Below are 26,022 nucleotides of genomic sequence, written 5' to 3'. Positions count from 1 at the left end.
TGAAACTCTGATAGCTGGCATCACAGACATTATTTTTGGTGCGAGGGCGGTTGATAGTGCATTGAAGTATCTTGTTTCAAGAAGATATTACTCGCCACTAAGCTTCCTAAGCACACAAACACCAGCGCGAGACTTGTCATTGCATCAGGTTGTTCGTTGAAAATTGGAATGGCGAGCAGGGTAGCAATAACAGGTGTCGCACTACCAAATGCCGCACTTCGTTCCGCCCCGAGTTGTTTAACGGCATATAAGTAAGTGCAAGACGCGAGAATGCCCGCCCCCACGCCCTGCAATAACGTATGACTGAGCACGTCTTTCCAAGGCCATGCTGAAGCGGGAGTGCTGCTCAAAGTGCTTGGCAGCCACCCCGCACTAATGGCAACGCCTAAAGTAAGGCACGAAATGACCGCCAATATGCCCGAACATGCAAGGGCTTCAAGGTTGGCGACACGCGCACAAATCGTGAACGTCGCCCACATCAGGCTGCCAACCAAAAACAAGAGATGTCCCTTTGATTGCGCCCAGTCATAATCGCCCCCGAAGCTGCTTCCTAGGTTGGTGGCGAGAAAAAGTGCTGTTCCGATGGCAATAGCGATTAGCCCAATAATGCGGTGTGAGCTTAAAGGCTGCTTAAAAAACAATACGGCAATGGCGGTCACAAATAGCGGCAGCGTGCCCGGTACGAGTGCGCTGCCATGTGAGACAGGCACTGTTTGCATGGCGGTACTGGCGACCAGTAGATAGGGCAGTCCACTGCCGATGAACATGCCAATCAGGTATTTATTTGGAATGGCTCTAATCTGGAGTCGAGCTTTATAGACGAACGGTGCAAGCAACAACGCGGGAACTAGAAAGCGCATCAACGCGAGATCGGCAGGTTGAAGTTCTGAATTCGCACCGCCTTTTAACGAAATAAAAAAGCCAGCCCAAAGCAGCAATGTCGCCAACATGGCGAGATAGCCGGCTGTTTTGCTTTTTGAAGATGATCTTTCTGGTGTTTTTGACGCTAGCTGACTTGTCGTCATGAGTGATTCCATTTCTGCACATGATCCTAAAACGCTATTATCGTGCACCACGATTGGCGATAGGTGGCAACTTTGAGCTTCATATCGTTATACGTTGATGGTTTCCGCTATTATTTTTGTATATTTTGATGATTAGCGGCGTGTGGTTGATGGATCGTATTGATAAGCAACTTTTGGAATTGATGCAAAAAGACGCGAGACTGACAACTGCAGAGCTTGCGGATTTAGTCGGGCTTTCACCGTCGCCCTGTGCAAGGCGAATCAAGCGGCTTGAAAAGGACAAGATAGTCGGGGGTTATCACGCTTCACTTTCTCGCGATAAAATTGGTATTGCGATGACCATGTTTGTTGAAGTGAGTTTGAACAATCACCAAGTGACGTCAGTGGATGATGTTGAACAAGCCATTAGCGATATGCCGGAGGTGGTGAGTTGCCACGTGGTGTCAGGCGCTTACGATTATTTGCTGGAAGTGGTTGCGAAAGATCTGGCTGGCTATGAGCAATTTACCCGCAAGCTACAATGCCTGCAAAACGTGAAAGACATTCACACGCAATTGGCGATACGAAAGGTGAAAGATCGCGGAATTTTACCCATCTATATCTAATACTAGCGTTTAGATCCGAGTGTTTTGGACTTGCGGTGTAATGCCAGTAGTTTGATGTTAGCGCTATGTTCAAGTGACAAAAAACGGAAGCTGACGCTTCCGTTTTTTGTTCTACAAAGCGAGTTACAGCGCAGTAAGGATAGCTTCAGCTGAACTCACTTCAAACGTTTTTGGTGCTTCAACGTTGAGTTGTGTCACGACACCATTTTCAACAACCATTGCGTATCGTTGTGAGCGAATACCGCCAAACGTTGCGGTGTCCATTTCTAATCCTAATGCTTTCGTGAAGCTGGCGTCGCCATCCCCAAGCATCATGATTTCGTCCGCATTTTGTGTTTCTCCCCACGCTTGCATCACAAACGCATCGTTAACAGACACACAGATAATGCTGTCGACGCCTTTTGCCTTAATTTGGTCGGCCAGTACGATGAAACCAGGCAAATGAGATTCTGAACAAGTGGGTGTAAACGCGCCAGGAACAGCAAACAAAACGACTTTTTTGTTGGCAAATAATTCGTTGGTATCGTGATTCATCATGCCATCTTTGGTGAGCTCGCTCAAAGTGGCAGACGGGAGGGTTTGGCCTTGCTGAATCATGTTAGCTGTCCTTATTGTTGTGATTGCAACCAGACTAGCCCGATTCGCCGTTGAATACCACGGAGAGAAACTAGGTGTATAAATTGATAACTGTCAGTATCCTCTCTAAGTCATCAAATGTACTCGCAGAATAACGACTACCATCAACTAATCTACTGACCCGCAGTGACATTTAGTTAGCAAAGCACTGAAGAAATCTTTAGGTTCAGTCGACGCTTTAATCTTGAAAATTTTCGGCAACGTATTTATTCAAGTTTTCAAACTACACCCGATAACAGAGCGGTGATTCAAATTAGCTGAAGTTCGGTGACAAACACGTTTAACATTGCACTTATCAATATGCATCATCGATAAAGATGCGATGTATCATATTGGGTAGTAGGGGGGTGTAAATCGTTTAAATGACGATTGTGTCTTTTATTTGAAATCTGAGTAATGTGTTTTTTACCATCAGTCTCTAATTTGGCTATAGTTGATATCTAATTTTTAGACGATTGTTTATAATTAGTGTGTCAGTAATTATCATGAGGTTTGGCTTATATTTTAAGTTGGAACATTAATGGATGACAATTTAGGGAAATGTGCTCTCACCCTGTGAGGGTTTCTGATAACCTCACGGAAAACACCCCCTGAAAGCAGTGCGCGCAGCGTTTTATTGGGTAAAAGAAACTGAAGGCGCACAGTGTTGCGCAGGATTTAAAATGGCGCTTAGAGCAGCGCATGCATGTCTAAGATAATTGACGCTGATAAAAGCCCTTGTTAGTATTTTAATGAAAAATATATAACACAGAAAATACGTTGCTAGTGTGGCCGTTTATAGACTCGGGTGGTAATAGAATGAGCTTTATTATAAAAGAAACACAATATTTAACAGACTCAATAATATTGGAAATCATGAGTCGATTAGAGTCCGAATCAGAAAGTGCCATTGCAGCGAAAGACATTCTACCCTCAATGTCACTACGTGGTGATCTTGGAATGGATTCCATGCAGGCTGTGTCATTGACACTCGACTTAGAAGATTCTCTTTCAATCTCTATCGATGATGAAGACTTAATTAAACTTGACACTGTTGGCGATCTTTTAAACATCATTGAATCCAAGTTAAGTGAAAAAAATGGATAATCGTAGACGTGTTGTGGTGACCGGTGTTGGTGTCGTTTCATCAATAGGCAATGATTTTGACACGTTAACGGAATCTTTGAAGCTTGGTCGTAGTGGCATTCGCGCAATGGAATCTTGGTCTGAGTATGGATTAACGAGTCGCGTTGCTGGTTTGGTGCATTTAGATGAGTCCAAAATACAGTCTGCGAACATCCCTTTGAAACTCCGAAGAGCGATGCCCACCTCAACGTTGTATTGCAGCGTTGCTGCCAGTGATGCTATTTCTGCCTCTCGTTTAACGCCAGAAGAACTCGCAGACCCGCGAACAGCTTGTCTTGTTGGCAGCGGTGTGGCTGATGTGAGTGTGATACACAGAGAAGGGGCAAGGTACTACGATGGTCAGGTTCGTAGAACTGAACCCTACACTGTCCTCAAATCCATGAGCAGCACGGCGAGTGCAATACTCACTAAACTCTTTGGTATTACTGGGCGAAGCTATTCAATATCGTCTGCTTGCGCTACCGGAGCACACAATATTGGGCATTCGTACGAACTCATACGTGATGGGGTTATAGATAGAGCAATAACCGGCGGTTGTGAGGAAGTGAACGAGCTGATTGTTGCTTCTTTTCAAGCCTTGAGAATGGCGCTGTCTACTGGCTTTAATGACACGCCAGAAGGCGCATCTCGCCCTTATGATCGTGATAGAGATGGCTTTGTGAACAGTGGTGGGGCTGGCGCGCTTGTATTGGAGTCGCTCGATTCCGCCTTAGCGCGTAACGCGCCCATTTATGCTGAAATCGTGGGCTATGCAGCGAATTCTGACCCGTACGATTTAGTGCTCCCTCAAGCCGATGGCGGGACATTTGTCGACTGTATTGCCAGTTCATTAGAAGACGCGGGAATGTCCTCTGCCGATATTGACGCTATTAATACGCATGGGACAGGAACAGTGGCTGGTGACGTGGCCGAGGTTAATGGTTTACGTAGAGCATTTGGAGGCAATGTTCCGAGGTTCTCGTCTACGAAATCTATGACGGGGCATGCGATTGGCGCAGTAGGGGCCATTGAGTTAATTGCCTGCATTGCGATGCTGAAAGAAGGCTTTATCGCGCCCTCCATCAATATTGATAATATCGACCCTTTGTTTGCTGATATGCCCATCGTGCGCGAAGCCACACAGGCTGATCTGAAAACAGTCCTGTCTTTAAATTTTGGCTTTGGTGGCACGAATGCGGCCACTATCCTGCGAAAAATGGACTGACATTGCTGTGTCAGTGAGTAGGGTATATGAATAGAAACATCATTGATGGGCTGAGGGATACGCAAGGCGTGCTGGGTAAAGCGGCTATTCGCTCGATTTTACCCTATGGCGATGCATTCTTATTTGTGGATTCAGTCAGTGAATTGACCGAGTCTAACGTCGTCGCGCAATACAACATACCTGAGTCCTCTGAGCTGATTAACGCGCATTTCAAACACGTTAGCATGATGCCGGGCGTTTTGATGGGGGAAGCACTCGCGCAAGCCGGTATTGTTTTACTGCATTACCGAAGTGAGTTTGAAGAAGAGACGGATATCATTGCGAGTACCGTGAATCAAATGCGGTTTAAGTCGCCAGCGCTACCTGGGGATACCCTAGAAGCGCATGTCAGCATAAAAGCAATCAACCGTTTAGGTGCAAGGTTAACCGGCAAGTCCTATGTAAATGGGCGCGAAGTGCTGTCTGCCACGTTTGATCTTACGTTTATAAAACGGAAAAATCTTATTGAACATATTTCTCAACATGTCACGCGTTGAGAGTATGTTGCATCAAATGTCTCCTATCTGATCGCTAATTTATTTAAGCAAACGTGAATATAAAAAAACGTTTAAATTAAATGATTAAATGATTAAATGATTAAATGATCCAAAAATATGAGTGGTGATTTTAGTGTTGTTTAGATTGGCAACAGTGGATGATTTTTTAAATATAGAATCATCGTATTTCAAGTGTTCGACGTATAAAAATCTTGCTTATCCTCTTGGTTGTTCAATGTCAGAGCTTGATGCTGCGTTGGGTGATGGTGATTTTGTTGTTTTTAATGAAAAAAAGACCAAGGTTGGCTTCGTTAGAATAAAAGCCATGTTCGAAGGTATTGCCTATCTTGATATCCACTTGTTACATGATTTTGCTGATGAACATATCCAGGCAGTGATGAGTTGGCTAGCTGAACAATACCATCTCGGTAAGTATTACGTTCAGTTACTCCCCAATGAGCAGCGAGAAATAGATTGCTTAACACGTCTAGGTTTCAGTGAAGAAGCGCGACTAAGAAACCAGATTTTTGTTGAGGGCGCGTATTACGATTTATTAATGATGGGGAGTGAGGATAAACGTGTTTGATAGTGTTCGTGGAATCTATTGCGCTTTGCGCCGTCCAAATATCGAAGATATAGATACAATAGCTCGCTGGTTGGATGATCCTTACCTTAATTCGACGGTCTTTGATAGCTCTACCTATGTCAATGGTGCTAAGGAGCAAGCCATGGCGTGGCTTGAACAGAACGCGACTGTCTATGGTGCAGAAAGCCTTTTAGGATTGGTGTGTTCTGTCAAAAGCGGTAAACCAATAGGGATGGTCTGGTTCAATAACATTGACTGGAAAAGCCGTACTGCCGATCTTCGCTACTTAGTCGGCGAAGAGGCGTACCGTACCAGCGTCTTTGGGCCTGAGATAGCACTGTTAAGTCTTCAAATGGCATTTCAAGTCATGAATTTACATAAAATCTATGGCTATGTTTTATCCGGAAATGAGGATTCAATTCGTCTTGCGGAGTTTGGTGGAATAAAAGAAGGGGTACTTAAAAATTACGTTCCTGTCGGTGATGGATGGAACGACTACCATCTTTATGCCATGTTTTCAGATGACTTCCGAGATTTCTTACAAAAACACAAAGAGGGTGTTTTACGCCGTCACTTTAAAAAAGGGATTTTCCAAGAGTGAGTTTGCTCGCTCTACTGTTTATTGCAGTTATCGTTTTGTCTTTTCTTTATCCGCGAGTCATTGGGGATCGTCTAGCTTTCTTATTAATGCTGCCCGTGATCGCTTATACGCTCTATTTCTATATAGATTGGCAGGTTATACCTCTATTTGAAATGAGCGCGCTTGTTGTAGGTGGCATATGTGCTGGTGTCGCCTTGCTGTTCGCCGGATTGCCAATAAGTTCACCTGAGCCGATAACATTTGTTATTAACTGTTTTCAAGGGTTTAAGCTTCTTAAGAAGAATCGAGACTATCTCTTATTTCAAGTTGGGATCACGTGTTACGAAGAGCTCATATGGCGAGTGTTTTTAATTAGTACATTATTATTGGTGCTTCCACCATGGGTTGCAATCTGTCTCTCTTCGTTACTATTTTGGGTCGTTCACGAGGAAAACAGACCGTTAGGATGGCATTCGCTAGAGTTCTTTCTCTTCGCGATATTGCTTGGCGTTGCTTACGCTGTGACTGATTCAGTGCTATTTGTTTGGATTATCCATTTAACCAGAAATGTCCTTGTCCTGTCAGCGACATATTATGAAGAGCAGCAAGCGAAAGCCATGCCTTCATGAATCCCTGAGCGCATCCACTGGCTTCATTTGTGCCGCTCTTCTAGCGGGTAAATACCCCGCCACCAACCCAACCAATATCGACACGCAAAGCGCAATGCTTACGCCTAGCACGCCGGGAAACAAGGGAAAGCCAGTAAAAAAATTCAATACAACACCGATGAGCATCCCAACGGCTAAACCCGCTAACCCCCCAATCAGACAAATGAGTACCGATTCGATGATAAACTGAATCATTATGTGGCTTCGATGTGCACCAATTGCCGCTCGAATACCAATTTCTCGTGTTCGCTCCGCGACAGCAGTACTCATGATGCCGGCAACACCGATGGCTCCTACAATTAAAGCACTAGAAGCGGCAATAATGCCGACAATCGTCACGCCGCCAAGAATATTGTCAGTGGTTCTGATGTAAGACGCGAGGGTTCCGCTTTCATATTCAAACACGCCTTGATAACGTCTCGATAGAACACCTTTTAGCTGGGAAGCCGCCGCTTCAGCTGACTCAACCGTTGAGGCTTCAGCTTGAATGTAGTTCACGTCGTTGTTGCCGTTAAGTGCCTGTACCAAAGGGTAACTGACCAAAATTCGATTGTTCACATCGCCTCCAGCAGAACCAATGCTAGCGAGTAAATCCCGACTTTTAGCGCGCAGAACACCAATAACTTGATATTCACGGCCTGATATTCGAAGTGCACGACCTAAGGGGTTAACGATGCCCGGGAACAGGTCAGACGCAACGGTTTCGCCAATCATTGCAACAGGCCGACGATTTCGGATTTCTATTTCTCTAAGGCCTCTTCCTATACGTAACTGGTCATTGTTGATGGTTAAATAATCCCGATTAACACCACTCACTTGTGCGTTGCTATATCGATTACCAGCTTGAACGATAGGTGCTTGTCCCCGAGGGGTAACGATAGGGCTGATGAGGCTGACAGATGGGCAGCAATCTCCTTGAACGGCAATCAAATCATTGTTATTGATGCCCGTCCCTGTTCGTGTTCGTTTGTGTGGATCTTTGTTGCTTTGCGCGCGATATACCCAAACAGACTTGAGACCAAATGTTTCTAGTTCCTGCATGACGAATGCTTTCCCGCCCGTACTCACGGTATCCACTGTCATCACTGCGGCTATACCCACAGCAATGCCAATCATACTGAGCATTGATCTGCCCCAGTTTGCCAGCATCGCAAGTCGTGCTTCAATAAACAGATCAGGCAGAATTCGCCATCCTTTCATATCACTATCCTACCGTCTCGCATGTGTACGACTCTGTCAGCCGTTTTGGCTAAATGTGCATCGTGAGTGACCATGACAATGGTATGGCCCTCAGCATGAAGCGCCTTAAACAAATCCATAACCTGCTGCCCGGTATGGCTGTCTAAAGCACCTGTTGGCTCATCCGCAATAAGCAACTTAGGCTTGTTAACTAACGCTCGCGCAATAGCAACACGTTGTTGCTGGCCGCCTGAAAGTTGGTTGGGTAAATGCGTTGCGCGATCTGCTAGGCCTACGCGTTCAAGCGCGGCAAAAGCAAGCGCTTGACGCTGTGAGGGCGGGGTACCTTGATACACCAACGGAAGCATGACATTCGCTAACGCATCGCGGCGTGATAGCAAATTGAATGATTGAAAGATGGTTCCAATCAATGAAGAACGAAGCGTAGCAAGTCCATCAGAATTAGCGGTATGAACAGCCGTGCCGTCTAAATGGTAGGTGCCTGTATCAGCGTTGTCTAAGCAGCCAATAATGTTGAGTAGGGTGCTCTTTCCTGAACCAGAGGCACCCATTATCGTCACAAACTCCCCGCGTTCTATCTTCAGATCAACACCCCGAATGATGGGTAAGGGAGTGTCTCCGCGGAAATAGGATTTATGCAAGGATTCAATGTTGATCATGGTTTTCTATAAACCTTGCTGTGCGCCCATTCTCAAGGTATCCGCTATCAAACAACGCAACCCTTTGCCCTTCTTGAACGCCACTGAGTATTTCGACGTGTGTGTCGGTTTCTAATCCTGATTCAACAGATTGTAGGTGGATGGCACCTTGTTCAATCAGTGCAACCTCAAAAACGCCAGGTTCGCGTTCGCGCAGCGCGCTGTAAGGCAGGCTGAGGGTGTTTCCACGTTCTTCTATTACGATTTCAATATCGATCTGTTGTCCCAATAGCAGTTTTGGGGCATCTGTGCCCAACCCCATGCGCACGGGAAACGTATTTAAGTATCGTTCTGTTGTGCGTTCGATAGCGGGACCAATCCAATGAATCTGTGTTTGCCAACCTTGGTTGGGAAAGGCATCAGATTTCACATTAACGACTTGGCCAACGTGAATCCTGCCACTGTCAACGGCATCTAAATTCGCCTCAATTTCCCATCCTTTAATGGCGACGAGTTGGAAAAGTTGTGTTCCGGCTTCAACCCATTGCCCTGATTCAGTCCATTTATCAATGATAACGGCATCAAAGGGCGCATCTAGCTTTTGCCAGTCTTGCTCAATAGCACTCATTTGGGCATCTGCTTGGGCAATAGCAACGGCTGCTTGCGCCGTTTCCATTTCAAATCTGACCTGATCTAGCGCTTCGACAGAGACGAGATTTCTATCAGATAGCTCTGATACTCGGTTGTAGCGTTGCTGCTGCTCCTTCAAACGAACAATTTCTTGCTGAACAACAGCGTTGGCGCGTTTGAGTCGAGTCATGGATGCACGGTTATCCATGGAGGCCAGCGTGTCATCTTTCTTTACCCGATCACCACGAGCAACATAGACCTGCTCGACGCGGCCATTTACTAACGCAGTCAAAGAAACGGTACGGTCATTAATAACCTCACCAGTCACTCGAATGATGTAGGCCATATCATTACGTTGCACTTGCACCCCCGATAGGTTCAGCGGTGGCTTGTCGTAGAAAAAGTAGCCCGCAGTAGCAGCGAAAACCAGAACAACGATAGCGAACATGCGCTTAAAATAGCCTTTCATTGATCGTTTACCAGGCTGCTTAAGTTTCATAAGAGATGCATTCAATTATCTATCCCTAATAATTAACAAATCATGACGAGGTGGCTTATTCGATGTTTCCATATCAAAGAGAGCAGTTATTTATTTTTCGTAGATAAGTCAAACTGTCATCCAATTAAGCTTCTTTGGTGGCAGTTTCTGTGACTCGAGTAGAGTTACGTAAACTATCATTTTCAAGGTAAACGACGCGATCGACTGCATCAAATAGGCGATCATCATGGCTTACAATCACAACAATTTTTGACTGTTTTTGTGACCTAATAATATCGATGAGCAACTTTACAGCTTCACTGTCTAAGTTGTTCGTAGGCTCGTCCATTAGCAGAATAGGTGTATCCCGCAGTATGGCTCGTGCCAGGCCTAATTTTTGAATTTGGCCTCCCGATAATTCTGAATGCGCATCTTTAATGACATGATCAATACCTTTATCTAGTCGATCAATCCACTTATCCAGACCGACTAGAGACAGAGCTGTCTGAATTTTGTCTTGATCAATATCCTGGCCGAAAGTAACGTTATTTCGAATGGAGTCAGAAATAATGTGGATTCGTTGTGGGACCATCGCAATACACTGAGACCGATTTGATAAGCCGTTTAGGTCAATGGTATCTAGTTTTATTTGCCCAGATTGAGGTTTTAGCTCTCCACTCAGGATGGTGAGTAGCGTCGACTTGCCAGCACCGTTACCACCATTAACCAAATGCGCTCGACCTCTATCGAAAACCAAGTCTAGGCGAGTGAATAAGGGGTAGTCATGATGATAGGAAAAACTCATGCCTTCTAAACTCATTGATTCAAATACGGTGAAATGTTCTATTTTTGGGTCAGAATTATCAGCTAAACCTTGTTTAGGCGGTACCTGAGATAAATCGCATAATTCTTTTACGCGCATTAACGCTGTCAATTCATTGGGGAGGCTTGAAACAAACTCAATAATTCTAATAAGAGAGGGCACCATCAAGTTTAGCGTTGCTGTGTAGGTGATTATTAAGCCTATAGTGAGTTGCTCCTCAATGACCATGGCACCGCCAAGATACCAAATGATGACCATAGCTAGCATGGGAATCCCCATAATAATCATGCTAACTTTTGTGTCATAGAGTTGCCGGATATAACGTTTACTTTCCAATCGCTCAACGGCTTTTCGACAATGAGTAAGGAAAAAATTTTCAGCATCGTATATCTTTATTTCGGCATCAGCTTCAATGGTTTCTTGTATGACAGTGAGCTTTTTTGCGGAGGCATCAGTTTCATCTTTAGAAGAGGACCACAATGCACTGTCGAACCTCATGTAAACAATGACAGCAGCAGGCAATAGGACAAGAAGTATTGAACTTAATTGCCAGTTCAAGAAAAAAACGATCACGAGCAATACGATAGATAAGACGATGTGATGAATTGCGCCTGATAACCCATAGGGCATAATGACTTCAAACTGGTCGATATCTCTTGTAACTCGAGACAACAAATCGCCGTTATTAATTTTGAGTCGATGATTATAATTCATGCCCAGTATGCTTTTAATGACATCCTGGTTAAAGTCAATCATGATCTCTTTCCGCACCTTTAGGCGAAACCATGCGTTAACATAATTTAGTATTAGGAAGCAGCTATAGAGAATAGCAAGTAAAAAAACGGCCTTTAGAAGTAAATTAGAATCTTCACCAGGTAGAACCTGATCGATGATATAACCAGATAGGTAGGGGAGTGGGGCTTGAAATGCTGTTAACAATAAAGCCATTAGTAAAAAAGAAAACGATTGATGTTTTCTTTTTGCATAGATGAGATTATACAAATAAGAAATTCGGGTCACAGTCTGATCCGGACGTTGAGGAAAACCCGCTTTTATTGTAAAAAGTATATAGACTTAATTTTCAAATATCAGAGCCTAACGATAAAGAGGGGATGTTAAGTCATCCCCAAACTTCATGGTTAAAACACCAAAATTGAAATTTTCTATAAGGTATTTTAAATATAAGCCTATAAATAAATCAACAAATATACTCTATTGGCGTGATTTATGGTGTCCCACAGCAAGGGCCTGGCTTATTAGGCTCCTTTTTCTTCGTGGCAAGTACAGGTCCTTTTTTCGCAACAAAGTTTATTTTTTTCATTATCTTTTCCTTCTATGAATAAAGCCAATGATTGACGTGGTTAATGTGCACTGCTTATTGAATAAGCAAGTACCATTCTATTGTTGTGGTAGTGTTTTTAAAAGTCAACCATTAACGAATATCAGGGCGAGGTATGAAAATATAATTGTTAAAATGATGAAGGTGTCTTTTGTTTAAGACCTGAAAATATTATTTTTTTTCATTAGTTTCTAATTGGTTATTTATTAATTTCTAATTGACCTCTGGTTGGTTTCTAATTAGTTTCTCATTTATTTTTATTATGTTCGGCTTATTTTTAAGTTTGAATATTGGTTGTTCAACATGTCTGTTCTCACCCTGCCCTTGGAAGGTAAGTCTCCTTTGTTCTTGCGTTTTAGGACAAAGTTATTAAGTCTAACTTTTCTATGAGTGGATGATGTTGTCAGCGCGATCAGGATAAAGCGCACGATTAATAGCTTTGGAGGGGGGCGTAGTCGGGTGACGGATGAGTGTCTATTTTTTCGCTTTGAATTGACTGTTTTATCTGAGGATTGCGCTTCACGTGGTAAAATTGATTCTTATCTGCCGAACCAGTGAGATGTCGCGCAGACTTTTTTTCTGGGATTCAGTGCCTTTAAGGGGTCAGCATGAATGTAGACAAAGCGAAAAAACGAATCGCTAAACAGGTCAAGAAAGGCTTCAAGGGTTACCCCCAAATTTCGATACAGTACTTTGGGGAACGTGCAGATTGCGCTTCTGAAGTGGCCGTGCAGTTCACGCTCGATGAGGGCTCAGAGGTTCAAGAAGAGCGTTTTGCGAGTAAAACCGATGCCAGAGAAAATGAAGTGATTCAATCGGCACTGGTGAAGATTATTGAGCGCGCCAACGCCAGCACTGTTGTAGAAGTAGAGGGTGTTTCACCTATTTCTTCACCCATTTAATCTAGCGTAAGTGACAGAGAAACATAGGCGTTAGCAAAGCGCTCAAGCATGATTTTGAACCTCCTGAAATGCAGTGAAAATGACACTGCGTATGAAGGAGGTTTTTTTGGAAGGGGTGTTTGTGCTTTTCAATGACTATAGCCATGATGCTAACAATACAAAATGGGAAGGGTAGGCAATGAAGCAGTCAATTGTGCATATAGCGTTAGTTGTCAATGACTACGATGAGGCTATTGATTTCTACGTCAACAAACTGAAGTTTGAGTTGGTTGAGGACACGTACCAACAAGAGCAAGATAAACGTTGGGTCGTCGTTTCGCCACCGGGTTCAAGCGGCGTAACATTGCTATTAGCTAGGGCTTCGAAGCCTGAGCAGCATGATTTTATTGGTAATCAATCTGGTGGACGCGTTTTTCTGTTTCTCAACACCGATGATTTTTGGCGAGACTATCACCGAATGGTCGATGAGGGGATTAAGTTTGTCAGACCACCGGCTGAACAAGACTATGGCGTAGTAGCGGTGTTTGAAGATCTCTATGGAAACCTATGGGATTTACTGCAACTGAACCCTGATCATCCCATGTCGATAAGAACGATTTAGTTCACCACTCGGTGGCGGTTTATTCTCTTATATGAACAATGTATATGGACTTCTTTGCGGTTCGTATCTGATGTTATGTCAATGCATTTTAGACAGTAAACCTCAGGTGAGCCGTCTCACTGTATCAATGCGGATAAGCGTGTTTTGACGCTCTATTTTCTGTACCCTAGTGACCATTCTGACTGCCTCGGCGCACACGTGAAAAATAGACAGGGAATTGAAATGGAAAAAATTCAAATAAACGGCAGAAACATGTCGTATTTAGATGTGGGTGAAGGCCCAGTGGTGGTGTTCGGGCATAGCTATTTGTGGGACAGCGCCATGTGGCAGCCTCAAATTGAAGCGTTAAGTAAACAGTATCGCTGTATTGTGCCGGAGCTATGGGCGCACGGGCAATCTGATGCTGCACCGGACTCAACCACGTCACTGTTGGATTACGCTGATGATGTGCTTTGTCTAATGGATCAATTGGGCATTGAGCAGTTTGCGTTGGTGGGCCTGTCTGTTGGCGGTATGTGGGGAACCGAGTTGGTATTGAAAGCCCCAACTCGCGTTAATGCACTGGTGCTGATGGATACTTTTGTCGGCTACGAGCCAGAAGTCGCTAAGGCTAAATACGTGGCTATGTTTGACACCATTGAACAATTGGAAATGGTTCCGCCGCCAATGGTCGATGCTATCACGCCGTTATTTTTTGCTAGCAATGCCGAACAAGACACCCCTGAGCTTGTTGCTGAATTCAAAAAGAGGTTGTCAGCGCTTTCCGGTGAAAAAGCGAAAGCGATTGTTCACGTTGGTCGCATGGTGTTTGATCGCCGTGATACCTTTGATGATATTGAAAAGCTCACGCTGCCAACACTGGTGATGGTGGGTGCGGAAGACAAGCCTCGTCCGCCACTTGAATCGATGCTGTTGCATGATGCGATAGACGGAAGCGAGTTCATCTTAATTCCCAAAGCAGGGCACATCAGTTGCCTTGAACAGCCTGAAATTGTGAATGAAGCGTTGACACGTTTCCTTGCGAAGAATTTCGCTTAAGTTGTTAATTCGAGCTGACTGGCTTTCGCGTCTTTCAAGCGGCGATAAATGAATGCCCTTGGATTCAAAAAAAGCACTGTGTGATGATTAATCAAACAGTGCTTTTTTGTGTATTTACGAATAACGCAGATTAATACTTAAACCGTCGAATCATGGCATTCAGGTTTTCCGCTTGCCCGCTTACGCCGTCCATATTGTCGTTAATTCGGGTTAAGATACGTGCGCTTTGCTGAATGCTATCGCCCACACCTTCTACGCCGTCAGATGCATCTCTGACCCTGTCAAATTGTGCTTTGATGGATATATTCACACGATCGAAATTTGCGCATACTTCGCTGCTGGACTCGGTAATTTTTTTGAGTAAATCACCGGACAGGTTCACTTGCTCTGCGCCCAGTACGATGCGTTCATCAGATTCGATAATTAGCGCTGAGATCTCTTTTGCTGCTTCTGCGCTGCGTTGTGCAAGATTACGGACTTCACCCGCGACGACGGAGAACCCTCGGCCTTGTTCGCCCGCTCTTGCGGCTTCCACGCTGGCATTGAGTGCCAACAAGTTGGTTTGGAAAGCGATGCCTTCAATGGTACTGATGATCTGCTGCATTTTGCGACTGGAATCGATAATCGACACCATTGCGCTTTCGATTTGCTTTACCAACACTTCACTTTCTTGGGCATGCTCCAGCGCTTTTTGTGAAACCGAGACCGACACGTTGGCGTGATCTAAAGCTTCATCAATGTTGCTGCGCATGGCGCGCATCAAAGTGGAAACGTCTTTCAGGCTTTTTACTTGAGTAACAATTTGTTGGTTTAACCCAGAGACTTCTGCGGACGTTTCTTCTGATGTATTAGACACTGTTGAAGCGGTGCTCTGAATCTCTTTAAGCATGACAGCCAAGCTAGCCATTGTTTGATTGATACCCTGTTTCAGGGTTTTGTAATCGCCATGAGCGTCGAGAGTGAAATTGTCGGTCAGGTTACCTTGTGCCAACTGCTCCAGTACTTGTCGTGTATGCGTCAATATGTGCTCGATATTCTCCGCAGACTGGTTCACTGAGGTTGCTAATTGGCGCAAATCACCAGACACATTCATGGTGTCACATCGAGCGGAAAAATCACCGTTCGACACCTGGTTCATCACTGACACAATATTGGCAATCACGGTGCCTGTTGATGTCGAGGCCCCGTTTACCGCCATTTTCATTTCATTCATCTTGCCCTGTGCGTTCAACGACACCGTTTGCCCGAAGCGTCCTTCGCTCATTGATGCCATCACATCACAGATATTGATGATGATCCCTTCAGTGTTGGCTATCGATTGGTTGATAGATTCTTTCAACGACGCCAGATCGCCCGCAGCAGGGGCAGTAATACGCGGGTTATAGTCACCCACTTCAAGTGCCGCCATCACGGTTTTAGTGTCAGCGATAAAGGCCGCGGTGGTCGCCGCAGAGCTGTTGACCTGATTTTTCAGCGTCGCTAATTGCCCTTGGGCGTCTTTCACCACGCGATTACTGAAGTCACCTTGCTCAATTTGGGACATAACGTTGCCAATGTCTTCGACGGTCGCTTCTAGTTCCCCTGCGAACTCATTGATGCTGCGCTTTAACACCAACAAATCACCCGTCATTTCGGTGTTCACTCGTTGGGTAAAGTCGCCTTGAGAAAGGCCATTCATGGTGGTGGAAATCGTTCCAACTGCGTCGTTGAGCGATGCCAGCATAGTATTAAGTGCTTCGGCAGCTTGTCCCGCTTCATCTTTGCTGTGCACTTTGGCTCGGTTTGAAAAATTCCAATTTTGTCGCAATGCGAGAATGAAAGCGGACAATTCCTGAATCGGACGTGAAATGCGAAGACCAAACGTTTTCGCGGTGAACAACACCAGTGACACCATAATCACCACAACCAACAAGTAGATAATCTGCAGGGTGAAAACGGCTGCCAAGGCTTCGCTGGACTCTTGCTCCACCACCACAAGCCACTCAACATCAGGGCTAACGTTCACCTTTTGATATACCGTCAGAGTGGATTCACCGTTGTAGTTGTCACCGTGTAAAGCCGCAGGTGGTTCGGAGGTGGTGCTTGCCATTGCGGCGTCAATCGCTTCGGTATTAACGACAATGTTATCTTTAAACGAAGAGAGAACGGTAAGTTCTTCGTTATGAAATGTGTCTGATCGTAATCGTTTGTCTGAACCAATTACGAAGGATTCGCCCGTTTCTCCTAAGCCATAATCTTTGCCCATGACGGCAGATATTTGATCAATGGGCAATTGAACAATCAGTGCGGAAACTGCCTCTCCGTTTGTATAAATAGGCGTGGCGATAAAACTGCTTGGAGCATCATAAGACGGACGGTATTGCTGGTAGTCGACAAAGTGGGTTTTCACCGATTGCCCCGCTGCGAGCCGCTCACGCAAGCCAGAAAAGGCATGACCTAATCCGGACTCTGCGAACGGGCCGTCAATCAGGTTCGTGGCAAAGTCGACTTCTTTGTGAGCGGAATACACAACGTTGCCAGATTCTAAATCGACTAAGAAGATGTCGTAGAAACCAAAATTTTCAACGTAATTTTGGAAATCTGCATGGAAGCGACGATGAGTAAAGTCATACTCTTGGTTGCCTGCTTGTGTCAGGGCTTGTTTCTGTCCAAGAGGGTTAGGGTTGTTAGTGATGTAAGCATGTTGAAGTGCGTATGCTTGTGGGCCAATGGCTTCAAATAGCGCGTCAGCATCCAAGGAAATATCGTTAATTTCTTGGAACTTGGTGTTGAATTGTTCTTGGTAATAGCGCTGAATATCAGGCAGTTGGCTCTGTTTAAACGGCGGGTAATTGTTAAACGCGTTATTAAACGCTGGGGCTGCGGAAGCCGTCATTGGGTTATTGGCGATGCTTAGAAGAACACTATTGCTGTTTTTGAAATAGCTTTCTAACGCATCTCCCTTTAAGTGGGCGATGGCTTGGAGTGAATCACTTTTTTGCGTCTCCATGGATGACCATGAGCTATACAGACCAATGCCCGCCGTGAAAATGGTAGGAACTAGACCAATGAGGCAAAGAATCACCGTTAGTTTCTTTACCAGAGCAAAATCCTCAAACTTTCGCATCCACGTTTCAAACACAGTGCCATCCCGTTAATGAAGTGAGTGTTTCGATGTTAAGAGTGTAGAAAAAAATCACGTGACTGTGTAGTCAGTTGGTCAGGGTAGGTGGATGAATTTTAAGTAACATATAGATATGGGGATTAGGTGTGACAAGGTTCACTCGCGGTGTGTTACTTTTATAAAGACTAAACAAGTATCTTTATATTGCTTGGGTATAGGAAGCTTTGCGAAAAATACGCGGTTATAAACGGGCAATACTGGTACGTCGAAAGTCAATTTGTCCTCATAGTGAGTGACACATAGCAGATGATAAAGCGATAAGGGGGGAGGTTGGCGTTGGACGAAAATATCTCACAAAACGAAGAAAATGATGCGGTGCTGAATAAGCCTCTCTCGTTTGTCGTTGTGATGGTCGGTGTTGCATTTGCAGTGCTGAATCTTCAATTGGTGTTCGGTGATGGGCAAACCAGTCTGTGGCAAATAGTGATCTATGGTCTTTTAGCGTTCATAGCCATTTTTGTTGTGATGTTCTGGGTGTTTGATTCTAAGAATACGGTTGTTAATGACCAGTATGTCGCTAAAGGTAAAACCAAAATCTGTTGGCGTGAGGTCACGGCTTTTAAAGCGAACGATTTTTCAATTGTTATTACGGCGGGTGACAAAAAAGCAGTGATTAATTACTACGCATATTCCAATCCAGAGGGTTTGATGGCGCGCATCAATCATCTGTTGAACAAGCGAGGATGACGTTGCTCGGGTGCAAAACGCGACAGGAGTAAAAAGACCACGCAGGAAATTCTAGCGTGGTCTTTTTGTTGGCATTAAGCGCTTCAGGCTTAGCTAGCCCAACCAATAAATCCCGAGCAATACCCACGCTGCAATCGATAATGTTTCGATCACCACCATTAAAATGGGCTCGTAACCGATGGTAAAGAGCTTCTTCACAGAGGTTTTAATGCCTAGCGCCGCAACGGCTGCGACAAGACACCACGATGATAGCCCAGACAATGTACTGGTTACTGATGCGGGCAAAATGTGTGCACTGTTGATGGCAACACACACACAAAAGCCAACCACAAAAAGTGGCAGTAGAGGAATGTCCGCTTTCTCACCGCTTTGCTCCGGGTGACGGCGAAAGTAAAGCGAGATGATCAGAATCACGGGCACTAGAAGGGCAACGCGAAGAAGCTTGGTGATGGTGGCAAATTCACCCGCTTGAGGGGAAATGGAGTATCCCGCGCCGACGACCTGCGCGACATCATGAATAGTGCCGCCAATAAAGATCCCGGCAAGCCTGTTATCAAAACCGAGTATGTTGACAAAAATGGGGTAGATCACCATGGCAATCGTGCTGAATGCCGTCACGGCTATCACGGTAAATAGTGTATTGCGCTCACTGTATTGATGCTTAGGTAAAACGGCTGAAATGGCGAGTGCCGCTGACGCGCCACAGATGGCGACCGAGCCTCCAGTTAGCACACCAAATTGAACACGGCGTCCGAGCAATTTGGCAACAAGCATCCCGATGGTGATGGTCAGTGCGATACCGCATGCGACCCACGCTAGCATTTCCCAACCTAACATCATCATCTCATCGATCGTAATGCGAAGCCCAAGTAATGCCACGCCAAATCGCAGCACTTTCTTAGCCGCAAACTCAACGCCGGGCTGGCATTTCGAATCGTTAGCCAAAAAGTGGAAAGCGATGCCCAATAAGAGGGCGAAGAGCATTTGCGGTGCACCATAGTGAGCAGAGAGAAAAGTGGCTGCAGCAGCAACGGTGACAGAAAGTAATAAGCCGGGTGCGAGTGTTCGAGAATGTTGGCTAAGCGTCGGCCAATCGGGGATCATTTTTTTTGTTTTCGGCAGCATGAAAAACATCCATATTATTGATTTAACGTTTTTATTTTTTGGCTTTTTGACTCATGCCTTCGCTCGATGTGGGCAGCTTAGGTTAAACACAAATCGTCACGGAGAAACCGCCAACGCGGGAATTTTTGTGTGTCGGCAGGAGCAAATCTTTTGTTCGCAGGCCGTTATAAATTCGAGTTAGTACGTTTGAGCAAATACCGTACCGCTTATTGATGGTTATCTGTGCGTTCAGTTCTTTAAGGGAAAGGTATACGGGTATTCTCATATCCTGAGCAGAGAAAAAAGACGCTGAGTTTCCTCAGCGTCTTTTTATCGTGCGTGATTACGCACTGCGGTACAGTTTGGTCAGTACGAATTCGCGGTGACCGAGAGATTCCGCTGCGGTGTAACGGCCATTTGCAGTACGAAGTGTCATGTCGATCAGCGCATCACCCGCTGAGTCCATGTTCAGTTCGCGAGCAAGAATACCCGATACGTCAACATCAATGTGCTCGCCCATGGTACGCACGGTACGTGGGTTTGCAGTGATCTTAATAACCGGAATAATAGGGTTACCGATTACGTTACCTTGACCTGTTGGGAACAAGTGAACAGCAAAACCCGCTGCCGCTTGCAAGGTCACACACTCTGCGGCTGCAGAAGACGTGTCCATGAAGTACAAACCTGGACCCGCTGCTGGGCGTTCAGCGGGCGTCAATACATCAACAAATTGCGTGTGTTTACCGATTTTCTGGTAGTTACCAAACGCTTTCTCTTCGATGGTAGTCAACCCGCCCAAAATGTTACCTTTGGTTGGTTGGCTGTCTGACAAGTCAGAGGTTTTGTTTGGTTCGATAACCTCGTCCATGTATGCCTGCCACGTGTTGAGGAACTTCTCACCAATTTCTGGTGAAACAGCACGCGTTGCACAAATTTGCTCTGCACCGGTTAGCTCGGAGGTTTCACCGAAACACAGGGTTGCGCCTTGCGCAGACAGCTTGTCACACAGGTTGCCCACGGTTGGGTTAGCCGCGAGACCTGATGTCGTATCAGACTCACCACACTTCATTGAGATCCAAAGCTCACTAACATCGCACTCTTCGCGTGTGATTTCACTGGCTGCTTGAACGTAGTCTTTCGCAACACGAGAAGCCGATGCAATGGTGTTGATGTCGCCGTTTTGCTCGATAGCAAAGCCTTGAACTGGCTTACCAGAAGCTGCAATACCTTCAACAACACGTGCTGTCCATTCAGGCTCGATACCGATAACAACCACAGCAGCCACGTTCGGGTTACAACCGGTACCAATCAACGTACGGAAGTGAAGTTCTAAATCTTCACCAAATTGAAGGCGACCGTACGGGTGAGGAATCGCCATCGTACCTTTAATGTTGTTGGCAACGGCTTCACATGCGGCATTCGACAAATCGTCTAATGGCAAAATGATGACATGGTTACGTACACCGACACGGCCATTTTCGCGGCGATAGCCCATAAATTTATAGTTGCTCATGGCTTACCACCTCTTCGTTTTAACGTTTTGAACGTGAACATGTCCGCCTTTCGCGATGTTCGCAATTGCTTTGCCGATGTCGTTGTCATATTTCAAGATAGTGTCGCCATCTTGAATATCGTTGAGCGCAACTTTGTGGCCAAGCGGGATAGCATCTAGTGCCAGTATTTCGATGGTTGCATCCGTGTCCATTACCCATCCAACAAGCGTTTGGCCAGCTTCTAAGCCCTCAACCACAATCACGCCAACGGAGTCGGTCGAATCGTGGACGAGAAAATCTGGTTTTTGCATTTTCATCTCCTTTTGAATAAACGTTTTTCTTTTCTTGGGTTACTTTTCGGGCCGCAGCACAACTTTGGCAGCGGCTATACGTCCGTTAAGTAAGTCGTCAAAAGCGTCCGCACCTTCGCTGAGCGGGCGTTCTTGAATCCAGTTCAGCGCGCCTAACGCGCCGTTATGCATGGCTTCCACTGTCGCGTGGAAATCTTGCATGGTGTAGGTGTAGCTTCCGGTGAAGATCACTTCTTGTAGCGTGAATTTGCGTACATCAAGACCTTCAATGCTGTCTTGTAACCCCACATGAACAATCACGCCGCCAGGTTTTACCGCGTCAGATGAGCCCATGCGGGTGTGCTTGTTACCTACACAATCCACCACTAAATCAATGGCGTTACTGGCAACAAGTGGGTTAGTCAGTGGGTCAAATACGGTGCATATACCCGCGCTTTTTACAGTTTCACGTCGTAATTCGTTGGTTTCCGCAAGGAAGATTTGACGACAACCTTGCGCATGCAGTGATAAGGCTGCGGCTAAACCGACAGCACCGCCGCCATAAACCAGCGCCTTGCTTTCAACCAATGGGCGAGTGATTAAATTGGCGCCTTTGGTCACGGCATGCCAGCCTGTTGCGATGGGCTCTGCCAGTGACGCCGTTGTCATGGACATGCCTTCTGGGACAGGCACAAGATTGCGTTTTGGAATCGCGACGTATTCAGCGAACGCGCCTTGTCGTGGCGCCATGGAAATAATTTCACGAGCGCCACATTGGTTTTCAAATCCGGTGCGGCACGCGCTGCAATGTCCGCAACTCACTAAGGGATTGATGACCACGGCTTGGCCGTCGAGATCTCGATTTCCCGCGTTGTCAGCACCACATACAATGCCTGCGCCTTCGTGACCCAAAATCAATGGGGCAGGGCGGCGTGAATCATGACCGAGGTAAGCATGAAGATCTGAACCACAGATGCCGACGGCGTCGATGCGCACCATGACTTCACCATCTCGAAGCACGGGCATTTCTGCATCTTCGATATAGGTGAGTTCTTTCTCTCCGGTGTAAACCAGTGCTTTCATCGTTGAGTCCTTTTGGTCAAGCCAATGCTGTTTATGACTGTGTTGCTAGGATTTTGCTTACTTGGCGGTATACCCGCCATCAAGCGAAATCATTTGCCCCGTGATGTAATCAGACGCGCGAGACGCCAAAAATACCGTTAATCCATCGAAATCTTGCAGCTCACCGTTTCGTCCGACTGCAGTCATGGCCGCATGGTGCGAGGCGAGTGAATCATCGCTAAACACCCTTTGAGTTAAGGGCGTTTCGAAAAAGCCCGGTGCAATGGCGTTGGTGGTGATCCCTTCTTGAGACCAAGCTTCTGCCATCGCGCGAGTGAGCTGTGCGACACCGCCTTTTGATGCGCCATACGGGATCGAATTGGCAAAGGCGCGGTACGATTGCAACGATCCGATGTTGATGACTTTCCCGTGTCCTTTTTTTCGCATGCCTGACAAGCAGGCTTTGGCGAGAAAAAAGGGCACTGACAGATTGAGATTGAGTGTCGTGTCCCAAGTGTCGATTGAAATGTCATCCGCAGGCTGGCGCAGATTCACGCCTGCCGCGTTCACCAAAATGTCTGGCGAACCAAAGTGTGCCGATGCGCGTTGTACAAATTCATCGAGCAATTCGCGCTTGGTTAGGTCCACGGTTTCAATGGCAGAATCACCGCCTTCTCCGGCAATCAAGGCGGCGGTTTGCGCCAAGGTTTCTGGGTGACGGCCAGCCAGCACCACTTTGGCGCCAGCGCGTGATAAGGCGTATGCCATGCGTTGCCCTATTCCAGAGCCTGCGCCTGTGACCAAAGCTACCTGACCACTTAGGTCGAATAAGTGCTGCATGGCGTTATTTGTCATCATCCCGTCCCGTCCGTTAAGGCTTCAGATCAAACTGTTCATCTGGGAAGTACTTCGCCAGACGCGCATCACCGGTTTTCGCGTGGGCTTCCATGCCTTCAAGGCGAGAAATACGCGCGGTTACCTGTGCGACATCTTTGCAAGCTTCAATCGATGAACGTTGATAGGTGACGACCTTGATAAACTTGCCCACACTCAGGCCGCCTGTGTACTTGGCTGCGCCTTTGGTTGGCAGAATGTGGTTAGGGCCAGACGTTTTGTCACCAAACGCGACATTGGTTTCTTCACCAAGGAAGAGTGAACCGTAGTTGCGAAGATTTTGAAGCCACCAATCCAAATCGGCGGCATGAACTTCCAAGTGCTCAGAGGCATATTCATCACTGACTTTGACGGCTTCTTCGCGGGTGTCATAAATAATCACTTCGCCATAATCGCGCCATGCGACTTCAGCGGCCTTGCTGTTCAGTTCAGGCAGTTCTGCAATAAGCTCTGGCATACGTTTCATGACAGTTTCTGCGAGCGCTTCTGAATCAGTGAGAAGCCATGCAGGCGTATTCGGCCCATGCTCTGCTTGACCCAGCAGGTCGACCGCAACCAACTCCGGATCCGCATCTTTATCAGCAATAACCATCACTTCAGAAGGGCCAGCGAACATGTCGATACCGACTCGGCCATAAAGCTGACGTTTTGCTTCGGCGACAAATTGGTTACCTGGACCAACAAGAATGTCAGCGGGGTGACCGGTGAATTGACCAAAAGCCATGGCTGCGATGCCTTGCACGCCACCAAGGTTCAAAATGGTGTCAGCGCCACACAGTTTTAATGTGTACAAAATTGCGGGGTGCATACCGCCTTCGCGGCCTGGTGGTGAACACGCAATCACATGATCAACGCCGGCAACTTTAGCGGTCGTCACGGACATGATGGCGGAAGCAATATGGGAATAACGCCCGCCCGGTACATAACAGCCAGCCGCTTGCATTGGGATCAATCGCTGACCTGCAAACAAACCTGGTGATAGCTCTGTTTCAAATTCGTTCATGCTCGCAAGCTGTGCTTTTGCAAAGTCACGAACACGCTCGTAGGCAAAGTGGATATCTTTTTTAAGCTGCTCAGGCACTTTTTCTGCTGCTGCATCGATCTCCGCTTGAGAGACAACGATGTCACCGTGCCAGTTATCAAATTTTTTGGTGTAAGCGATGCAGGTTTCTTCCCCACCTTGTTCAATGTCTTTCAACATGCCTGAGACAATTACGCGAACATCGTCTTCTCCGGTTGACGCATTTTTCTCGGCTTTTTTTAGATACTTAACAGCCATGTTGATAAATTCTCCGTTAAATTTTGGGCGCAACTCTCCTGACCGGCTTTTTTTGGAAAAAGCCGGAAAGGCATTGGGTTTTAGAGTGAGTCCAGTGTTATGAGCTATTCCGAAGCGTTGAGTTAATCAAGTGCCCAGAGTGAAAGTTCAGGAATAAATGCCAGCATCAATACGACTGCCAACATAGAGATAACGTAAGGCCCCGATCGTGCTGCGATCTTCAATACCGAGGTTCCCGTCAATCCAGATACAACAAAGAGATTCAGACCAAGTGGTGGTGTGATGAAACCAACACCCAGTGATGTCACCATCATGATGCAGAACTGGACGTCTTCCATGCCAATTTCGCGTGCTAACGGCAGCAGAATTGGGGATAGGATCAGAATGTTCGGCGTTGTTTCCATGAAGCAACCCGCCAAAATCAGTATGCCAATCATGATGAGCGTCAGCAGCACATGACTGTCTGTCAAAGAGGTCATACTTTCAACAAATGCCTGCGGTACGTTTAGCGCAGCCAGTGTTTGTGCCAGTGGAAGGCTCAGTGCAATGATAGGCAAAATAACGCCATTCACTTTTGCAGAGCTTTCAAGCATTTTTGGAAAATCGCTCACCTTTAAGGTGCCTTGGAACAAACCAATGATGATGGTAGTGACAACCGCAATCGCCGCTGCTTCTGTTGGCGTGAATATGCCTGAGTAGATACCGCCCAAAATAACAAACGGAACCATTAGGGCGTATCGCGCATCAATGATGACGGCAATCCAGCGCTTGAACGAAAAGCCTTGGCGTGCGTTTTCATATCCGTGTATGCGGTTCATAACAACGTTGGTTAGCATGATAGCCGCCATGACCATGAGCCCTGGCACCGCAGCCGCAAGGAACAAGGTAGATGCGGATATACCTAATACTAAACCGATAATGATGTAAGCAATGGACGGCGGAATGAGAATGCCGGTACAGGCACCTGCTGCCACCAATGCACACGCATAGGGCTTCGGATAGCCTTCTTTCACTAAGCGATCAATCGTCATTCGACCGACGGCAGCGGCACCTGCAGCATCAGAACCAGAGATACAAGCAAAGAAACCACAGCCCAGTACGGTTGCGCTACCAAAGCCTGCTCGTGCACCACCTACACTCGCTTCCGCGACATCGAGCAGCTTGTTAGAAAGGCCGGTACGCACCAACACGTCACCTGTCAGGATGAAAAGAGGAACGGCGATCAGTGCGAAAGCATCAATGCCGTCGAACAGGGATTCACCAAACAGTGATAAAGGCAAAACATCCGTGATATAGAGCAGGGCGATTGAGCCGAGTCCCAGTGATACCCATACAGGGACGGCGAGTGCAATCAGTACGAGCATACCGATCACTGGGCCATAAAACTCCCAGCCGAGGTCGACAAAGGTTTCTGTTTGATAGTAATTCAGCATGTC

Annotated in this window: 25 protein-coding genes; 11 read left to right on the top strand and 14 right to left on the bottom strand. The window is 46.3% G+C overall.

Annotated features, from left to right (window positions below; translation table 11 throughout):
- Window positions 1–29: 29 nt before the first annotated feature.
- Window positions 30–1,025 carry a DMT family transporter gene (locus ACED36_RS01695; RefSeq protein ID WP_017003344.1) on the bottom strand — a complete coding sequence of 332 codons (996 nt, stop codon included), beginning with the start codon at window positions 1,023–1,025 and terminating at the stop codon, window positions 30–32.
- A 149-nt stretch (window positions 1,026–1,174) separates the two neighbouring features.
- Between ACED36_RS01695 and ACED36_RS01690 the strand changes: the two genes are divergently transcribed.
- On the top strand, window positions 1,175–1,630 hold the full coding sequence (locus ACED36_RS01690) for an Lrp/AsnC family transcriptional regulator (RefSeq protein WP_026023860.1): 456 nt from the start codon (window positions 1,175–1,177) through the stop codon (window positions 1,628–1,630).
- 123 nt (window positions 1,631–1,753) lie between these two features.
- Here the strand turns inward: ACED36_RS01690 and ACED36_RS01685 are convergent, their stop codons facing one another.
- Complete coding sequence (locus ACED36_RS01685) at window positions 1,754–2,227, bottom strand: peroxiredoxin (protein WP_016961563.1); 474 nt, start codon at window positions 2,225–2,227, stop codon at window positions 1,754–1,756.
- 837 nt (window positions 2,228–3,064) lie between these two features.
- On the opposite strand from ACED36_RS01685, the gene ACED36_RS01680 reads away from it, so the two are divergent.
- From ACED36_RS01680 to ACED36_RS01655, 6 genes are all read left to right on the top strand, one after another.
- Window positions 3,065–3,352, top strand: a complete 288-nt coding sequence (locus tag ACED36_RS01680) for an acyl carrier protein (RefSeq protein WP_241819116.1) — start codon at window positions 3,065–3,067, stop codon at window positions 3,350–3,352.
- Window positions 3,345–4,595, top strand: coding sequence for a beta-ketoacyl synthase (locus tag ACED36_RS01675; protein WP_371732649.1), 1,251 nt, complete (start codon window positions 3,345–3,347; stop codon window positions 4,593–4,595). Before ACED36_RS01680 ends, ACED36_RS01675 begins: the two co-directional genes overlap by 8 nt.
- Window positions 4,596–4,621: 26 nt before the next feature.
- Complete coding sequence (locus tag ACED36_RS01670) at window positions 4,622–5,131, top strand: 3-hydroxyacyl-ACP dehydratase FabZ family protein (protein ID WP_371732648.1); 510 nt, start codon at window positions 4,622–4,624, stop codon at window positions 5,129–5,131.
- A 235-nt stretch (window positions 5,132–5,366) separates the two neighbouring features.
- Complete coding sequence (locus tag ACED36_RS01665) at window positions 5,367–5,717, top strand: GNAT family N-acetyltransferase (protein WP_016961567.1); 351 nt, start codon at window positions 5,367–5,369, stop codon at window positions 5,715–5,717.
- On the top strand, window positions 5,710–6,318 hold the full coding sequence (locus tag ACED36_RS01660) for a GNAT family N-acetyltransferase (RefSeq protein WP_016961568.1): 609 nt from the start codon (window positions 5,710–5,712) through the stop codon (window positions 6,316–6,318). The genes ACED36_RS01665 and ACED36_RS01660 overlap by 8 nt, the downstream gene beginning before the upstream one ends.
- Window positions 6,315–6,926, top strand: coding sequence for a CPBP family intramembrane glutamic endopeptidase (locus tag ACED36_RS01655; RefSeq protein WP_016961569.1), 612 nt, complete (start codon window positions 6,315–6,317; stop codon window positions 6,924–6,926). The genes ACED36_RS01660 and ACED36_RS01655 overlap by 4 nt, the downstream gene beginning before the upstream one ends.
- Here ACED36_RS01655 and ACED36_RS01650 read toward each other — a convergent pair.
- The 4 genes from ACED36_RS01650 to ACED36_RS01635 all read right to left on the bottom strand — a co-directional run bounded on the left by ACED36_RS01650 (window position 6,921) and on the right by ACED36_RS01635 (window position 11,754).
- Window positions 6,921–8,165, bottom strand: coding sequence for an ABC transporter permease (locus ACED36_RS01650; RefSeq protein ID WP_016961570.1), 1,245 nt, complete (start codon window positions 8,163–8,165; stop codon window positions 6,921–6,923). The two genes, ACED36_RS01655 and ACED36_RS01650, sit on opposite strands and share 6 nt — an antisense overlap.
- Complete coding sequence (locus ACED36_RS01645) at window positions 8,162–8,824, bottom strand: ABC transporter ATP-binding protein (RefSeq protein WP_017006517.1); 663 nt, start codon at window positions 8,822–8,824, stop codon at window positions 8,162–8,164. The genes ACED36_RS01650 and ACED36_RS01645 overlap by 4 nt, the downstream gene beginning before the upstream one ends.
- Window positions 8,811–9,932, bottom strand: a complete 1,122-nt coding sequence (locus tag ACED36_RS01640) for an efflux RND transporter periplasmic adaptor subunit (RefSeq protein ID WP_017006519.1) — start codon at window positions 9,930–9,932, stop codon at window positions 8,811–8,813. The genes ACED36_RS01645 and ACED36_RS01640 overlap by 14 nt, the downstream gene beginning before the upstream one ends.
- Window positions 9,933–10,056: 124 nt before the next feature.
- Window positions 10,057–11,754, bottom strand: coding sequence for an ABC transporter ATP-binding protein (locus ACED36_RS01635; RefSeq protein ID WP_241823952.1), 1,698 nt, complete (start codon window positions 11,752–11,754; stop codon window positions 10,057–10,059).
- A gap of 927 nt (window positions 11,755–12,681) precedes the next feature.
- Here ACED36_RS01635 and ACED36_RS01630 point away from each other — a divergent pair.
- The 3 genes from ACED36_RS01630 to ACED36_RS01620 all read left to right on the top strand — a co-directional run bounded on the left by ACED36_RS01630 (window position 12,682) and on the right by ACED36_RS01620 (window position 14,614).
- Window positions 12,682–12,975: a hypothetical protein gene (locus ACED36_RS01630; RefSeq protein WP_016961576.1), complete on the top strand. Its 294-nt coding sequence runs from the start codon at window positions 12,682–12,684 to the stop codon at window positions 12,973–12,975.
- Window positions 12,976–13,153: 178 nt separating this feature from the next.
- Window positions 13,154–13,576 (top strand): VOC family protein, encoded by a 423-nt coding sequence (locus tag ACED36_RS01625; protein ID WP_371732647.1) that lies wholly within the window; start codon window positions 13,154–13,156, stop codon window positions 13,574–13,576.
- Window positions 13,577–13,798: 222 nt separating this feature from the next.
- Window positions 13,799–14,614 (top strand): alpha/beta fold hydrolase, encoded by an 816-nt coding sequence (locus ACED36_RS01620; protein WP_371732646.1) that lies wholly within the window; start codon window positions 13,799–13,801, stop codon window positions 14,612–14,614.
- Window positions 14,615–14,744: 130 nt separating this feature from the next.
- On the opposite strand, the gene ACED36_RS01615 is transcribed toward ACED36_RS01620, so the two are convergent.
- Complete coding sequence (locus ACED36_RS01615) at window positions 14,745–17,720, bottom strand: methyl-accepting chemotaxis protein (protein ID WP_241823329.1); 2,976 nt, start codon at window positions 17,718–17,720, stop codon at window positions 14,745–14,747.
- Window positions 17,721–18,053: 333 nt separating this feature from the next.
- Here ACED36_RS01615 and ACED36_RS01610 point away from each other — a divergent pair, with 333 nt between their 5' ends.
- Entirely contained in the window at window positions 18,054–18,464 is a 411-nt protein-coding gene (locus ACED36_RS01610; RefSeq protein ID WP_241823330.1) for a hypothetical protein, read from the top strand.
- A gap of 93 nt (window positions 18,465–18,557) precedes the next feature.
- Here ACED36_RS01610 and ACED36_RS01605 read toward each other — a convergent pair whose 3' ends face one another.
- The 7 genes from ACED36_RS01605 to ACED36_RS01575 all read right to left on the bottom strand — a co-directional run bounded on the left by ACED36_RS01605 (window position 18,558) and on the right by ACED36_RS01575 (window position 26,019).
- On the bottom strand, window positions 18,558–19,589 hold the full coding sequence (locus tag ACED36_RS01605) for a YeiH family protein (RefSeq protein WP_371732645.1): 1,032 nt from the start codon (window positions 19,587–19,589) through the stop codon (window positions 18,558–18,560).
- Window positions 19,590–19,911: 322 nt separating this feature from the next.
- Window positions 19,912–21,081, bottom strand: coding sequence for a UxaA family hydrolase (locus ACED36_RS01600; RefSeq protein WP_017003358.1), 1,170 nt, complete (start codon window positions 21,079–21,081; stop codon window positions 19,912–19,914).
- Between the two features lie 3 nt (window positions 21,082–21,084).
- Window positions 21,085–21,372: a UxaA family hydrolase gene (locus ACED36_RS01595; protein WP_016961583.1), complete on the bottom strand. Its 288-nt coding sequence runs from the start codon at window positions 21,370–21,372 to the stop codon at window positions 21,085–21,087.
- Window positions 21,373–21,411: 39 nt separating this feature from the next.
- Window positions 21,412–22,434: an alcohol dehydrogenase catalytic domain-containing protein gene (locus tag ACED36_RS01590; RefSeq protein ID WP_017003359.1), complete on the bottom strand. Its 1,023-nt coding sequence runs from the start codon at window positions 22,432–22,434 to the stop codon at window positions 21,412–21,414.
- Between the two features lie 57 nt (window positions 22,435–22,491).
- On the bottom strand, window positions 22,492–23,271 hold the full coding sequence (locus tag ACED36_RS01585; protein ID WP_016961585.1) for an SDR family NAD(P)-dependent oxidoreductase: 780 nt from the start codon (window positions 23,269–23,271) through the stop codon (window positions 22,492–22,494).
- 13 nt (window positions 23,272–23,284) lie between these two features.
- Entirely contained in the window at window positions 23,285–24,586 is a 1,302-nt protein-coding gene (gene hisD, locus ACED36_RS01580; protein WP_016961586.1) for a histidinol dehydrogenase, read from the bottom strand.
- A 122-nt stretch (window positions 24,587–24,708) separates the two neighbouring features.
- Entirely contained in the window at window positions 24,709–26,019 is a 1,311-nt protein-coding gene (locus tag ACED36_RS01575) for a TRAP transporter large permease (RefSeq protein ID WP_016961587.1), read from the bottom strand.
- Window positions 26,020–26,022: the final 3 nt, after the last annotated feature.

Source organism: Enterovibrio sp. FF113, from assembly GCF_041439165.1.
Classification (GTDB): domain Bacteria; phylum Pseudomonadota; class Gammaproteobacteria; order Enterobacterales; family Vibrionaceae; genus Enterovibrio; species Enterovibrio norvegicus_A.
Note: the sequence above shows the minus strand (reverse complement) of the source record. Positions and strands in the feature narration are given on the sequence as shown.

Bases quoted from the DNA above. Each gene is read 5' to 3' on its own strand.
- ACED36_RS01605 (WP_371732645.1), bottom strand. From the start codon at position 19,589: ATGCTGCCGAAAACAAAAAAAATGATCCCCGATTGGCCGACGCTTAGC.
- ACED36_RS01640 (WP_017006519.1), bottom strand. From the start codon at position 9,932: ATGAAACTTAAGCAGCCTGGTAAACGATCAATGAAAGGCTATTTTAAG.
- ACED36_RS01685 (WP_016961563.1), bottom strand. From the start codon at position 2,227: ATGATTCAGCAAGGCCAAACCCTCCCGTCTGCCACTTTGAGCGAGCTC.
- ACED36_RS01595 (WP_016961583.1), bottom strand. From the start codon at position 21,372: ATGCAAAAACCAGATTTTCTCGTCCACGATTCGACCGACTCCGTTGGC.
- ACED36_RS01680 (WP_241819116.1), top strand. From the start codon at position 3,065: ATGAGCTTTATTATAAAAGAAACACAATATTTAACAGACTCAATAATA.
- ACED36_RS01615 (WP_241823329.1), bottom strand. From the start codon at position 17,720: ATGCGAAAGTTTGAGGATTTTGCTCTGGTAAAGAAACTAACGGTGATT.
- ACED36_RS01590 (WP_017003359.1), bottom strand. From the start codon at position 22,434: ATGAAAGCACTGGTTTACACCGGAGAGAAAGAACTCACCTATATCGAA.
- ACED36_RS01630 (WP_016961576.1), top strand. From the start codon at position 12,682: ATGAATGTAGACAAAGCGAAAAAACGAATCGCTAAACAGGTCAAGAAA.
- ACED36_RS01665 (WP_016961567.1), top strand. From the start codon at position 5,367: ATGTCAGAGCTTGATGCTGCGTTGGGTGATGGTGATTTTGTTGTTTTT.
- ACED36_RS01650 (WP_016961570.1), bottom strand. From the start codon at position 8,165: ATGAAAGGATGGCGAATTCTGCCTGATCTGTTTATTGAAGCACGACTT.
- ACED36_RS01625 (WP_371732647.1), top strand. From the start codon at position 13,154: ATGAAGCAGTCAATTGTGCATATAGCGTTAGTTGTCAATGACTACGAT.
- ACED36_RS01670 (WP_371732648.1), top strand. From the start codon at position 4,622: ATGAATAGAAACATCATTGATGGGCTGAGGGATACGCAAGGCGTGCTG.
- ACED36_RS01620 (WP_371732646.1), top strand. From the start codon at position 13,799: ATGGAAAAAATTCAAATAAACGGCAGAAACATGTCGTATTTAGATGTG.
- ACED36_RS01575 (WP_016961587.1), bottom strand. From the start codon at position 26,019: ATGCTGAATTACTATCAAACAGAAACCTTTGTCGACCTCGGCTGGGAG.
- ACED36_RS01600 (WP_017003358.1), bottom strand. From the start codon at position 21,081: ATGAGCAACTATAAATTTATGGGCTATCGCCGCGAAAATGGCCGTGTC.
- ACED36_RS01690 (WP_026023860.1), top strand. From the start codon at position 1,175: ATGGATCGTATTGATAAGCAACTTTTGGAATTGATGCAAAAAGACGCG.
- ACED36_RS01675 (WP_371732649.1), top strand. From the start codon at position 3,345: ATGGATAATCGTAGACGTGTTGTGGTGACCGGTGTTGGTGTCGTTTCA.
- ACED36_RS01645 (WP_017006517.1), bottom strand. From the start codon at position 8,824: ATGATCAACATTGAATCCTTGCATAAATCCTATTTCCGCGGAGACACT.
- ACED36_RS01695 (WP_017003344.1), bottom strand. From the start codon at position 1,025: ATGACGACAAGTCAGCTAGCGTCAAAAACACCAGAAAGATCATCTTCA.
- hisD (WP_016961586.1), bottom strand. From the start codon at position 24,586: ATGGCTGTTAAGTATCTAAAAAAAGCCGAGAAAAATGCGTCAACCGGA.
- ACED36_RS01585 (WP_016961585.1), bottom strand. From the start codon at position 23,271: ATGATGACAAATAACGCCATGCAGCACTTATTCGACCTAAGTGGTCAG.